The organism is Parafrankia sp. EUN1f, from assembly GCF_000177675.1.
Taxonomy (GTDB): domain Bacteria; phylum Actinomycetota; class Actinomycetes; order Frankiales; family Frankiaceae; genus Parafrankia.
Window position 1 is genome coordinate 1 of record NZ_ADGX01000335.1, and the last position, 2,514, is coordinate 2,514.

Sequence of the window (2,514 nt, forward strand, 5' to 3'; positions counted from 1 at the left end):
CACCGCCAGCCGCCTCACCGCCACCGCCACCGCCGTGTTCGAACAGCGAGAACAGCACCAGCCCGCCCGAGACGGCCGCCAGCCCAGTGGACGTCACCAGGGCGAGGCGGCGCCGGTCGACGCTGTCCGCGATGGCACCGCCGATCAGCCCGAGGCCGACCAGCGGTAGCAGAGCCACCAGGCTGACCACCCCGACCAGGAACGACGACCGGGTGAGGTCGTAGACCTGCACCGCCACGGCCGTCGCGGTGATCTGGGTGCCGATCGTCGAGACGGACTCGCCCACCCACAGCCGGCGGAAGGCCGGGTAGGTCCGCAGCGGGGAAAGGTCCGCCAGCAGGCCACGAACGGCACGTCCCGGGCCGCGCCGCCCGGTCGAGGCGGGCCGCTTGGTCGAGGCGGTGCCGCGCCGCCCGGTCGAGGCGGGCCGCTTGGTCGAGGCGGTGCCGCGCCGCCCGGTCAAGGCGCGGCCGAGCCGACAAGCTCGAAGGCGCGCCACATCGAGGCGTAGCGGCCGTCGGCCTCGAGCAGCTCGTCGTGGGAGCCGATCTCGGCGACGCCGCCGCGGTCGAGCACGACGATCCGGTCGGCGGTGCGGGCCGTCTGCAGGCGGTGCGCGATGACGATCGTGGTGCGGCTGCGCGCGACGCGCTGCATGGCGGTCGTGACCCGGTGCTCGGTGGCCAGGTCCAGGTTCGAGGTGGCCTCGTCCAGCAGGAGCAGCACCGGGTCGACCAGCTCGGCCCGCGCGAGCGCGAGGAGCTGACGCTGTCCGGACGACAGCGAGCGGCCCCGCTCGGCCACCTCATGGTCGTAGCCGCCGGGCAGGGTGACGATGAGCTCGTGCGCGCCGACCGCACGCGCCGCCGCCTCCACCTCGGCGTCGCTCGCCTCTGGACGTCCGTAGGCGATGTTGTCGCGGATGGACCCGCTGAACAGGAACGCCTCCTGGGGCACGTACCCGAGCCAGCGGCGGAACGTGCCGAGGTCGAGGGTCCGCAGGTCGAGCCCGTCGAGCCGCACCGCGCCCTCGTCGGGGTCGTAGAAGCGGGCGATCAGCTTGAGGACGGTCGACTTCCCGGCGCCGGTCTCCCCGACCAGCGCCACCGTCTCGCCGGGGGCGACCCGCAGGTCCACCCCACGCAGCGCCTCGGGCGGCCGGTTGGGTGCGGCGGTCTCCAGCCGTGCGAACCGCGGGTCGGCCGGGCCCACTGCCAGCCGCGCGGCCTTCCGCTCGGCCCTCCGCGCCCGCGCCCGCGCTGACGGCGACGCCGACGCCGACACCGTCGTCTTCGTCGACGCCGCGTCGGCCTTCGCCGTGGGTAGCGCCGGGTAGGCGAAGCGCAGTCCGTCCAGGGTCAGCTCGCCGCGCGGCCGTCCCGGCGGGTCCACCGGATGGCGCGGTTCGGGGGTGAGCGTCCGCAGCCGCATGAGCTCGGCGATGCGCGCCACCGACACGCGGGTCTGCTGCCAGGCGTCGAAGACCTGGGATAGCTGCTGGATCGGTGAGAAGAACATGTCGATGTAAAGGATGAAGGCGATCAGCGCGCCGACGCTGAGCTGCCCGTTCGCGATCAGCGCGGACCCGACCCCCAGCACGATCGCATCCGCCAGCGACGACAGGAACTGGACGAACGGGAAGTAGATCGCGACCAGCCGCTGCGCTCCCAGCCGGGCCCGCAGGTAGTCGCGGCCCAGCCCGTGGAAATGCTCGATGGTCGCGGTCTCGTGGACGAACGACTGCGCCTCGCGGATGCCGGAGAGGCTCTCCTGGAAATCCGCGTTGACGATGGCGATCCGTTCCCGGGCGACGTCGTAGAGCGCCGCCGCCCGCCGGCGGAAGACCACGGTCGCCGCGGCCAGCGGGACGATGACGAGCAGTGTCAGCCCGCCGAGCTCCAGGTCGATGCTCAGCAGCGCCGCCCCGACCCCCCGAAGGTCACCACCGAGACCAGCGCGGCCAGCAGGCCGTTCTCGATCAGCGACTCGAACTGGTCGACGTCCGTGGTCATCCTCGTCATGACCCGGCCGGACATCTCACGCTCGTAGTAGTCGAGGGAGAGCCGCTGCAGCTGGGCGAAGATGCGGATCCGCAGCGACAGCATGATGCGTTCGGCCGCCCGGCCGGTGACGAACGTCTCGGCGATCTGGTCCAGCAGGTCCGCCAGCGTCACCAGCAGGTAGGCCGCCGACGCGGCCCACAGCACGGCGGACGAGCCTTCCGCGACACCGCTGTCGACACCGGTCTTGACCAGCACCGGCCCGGCGAGGCCGGCGGCGGCGTCCCCGATCACGAGCAGCAGGCCGACCAACAGCGGGCGGCGGAACCGGCGCAGCAGCCGGAGCAGGCTGAACTCCGGGTCGGGCTGGCTCTCCACCGCGAGGTCGACGGTGGCGACGTCGCGCACCGGCGGCAGCGCGGCCACCCGGGCCAGCAGCTCCGGCGTCGGCGCCAGGCTCATCCGCCACCCGCCGCCGCCACCGAGGCCGGCGCCGAGGCTGGGCGCCCCCACG

General features: G+C 73.6%; 3 protein-coding genes. All 3 read right to left on the reverse strand.

Annotated elements, in window-relative coordinates:
* Positions 1-463, reverse strand: a 463-nt coding sequence (locus FREUN1FDRAFT_RS42755) for an MFS transporter (protein WP_006545930.1), incomplete at its 3' end; no start/stop codon positions are given.
* Positions 460-1,848: an ABC transporter ATP-binding protein gene (locus FREUN1FDRAFT_RS47300; protein ID WP_006545931.1), complete on the reverse strand. Its 1,389-nt coding sequence runs from the start codon at positions 1,846-1,848 to the stop codon at positions 460-462. The genes FREUN1FDRAFT_RS47300 and FREUN1FDRAFT_RS42755, both read right to left, overlap by 4 nt.
* A 62-nt stretch (positions 1,849-1,910) precedes the next feature.
* Positions 1,911-2,514, reverse strand: a 604-nt coding sequence (locus FREUN1FDRAFT_RS47620) for an ABC transporter transmembrane domain-containing protein (RefSeq protein ID WP_255348254.1), incomplete at its 5' end; no start/stop codon positions are given.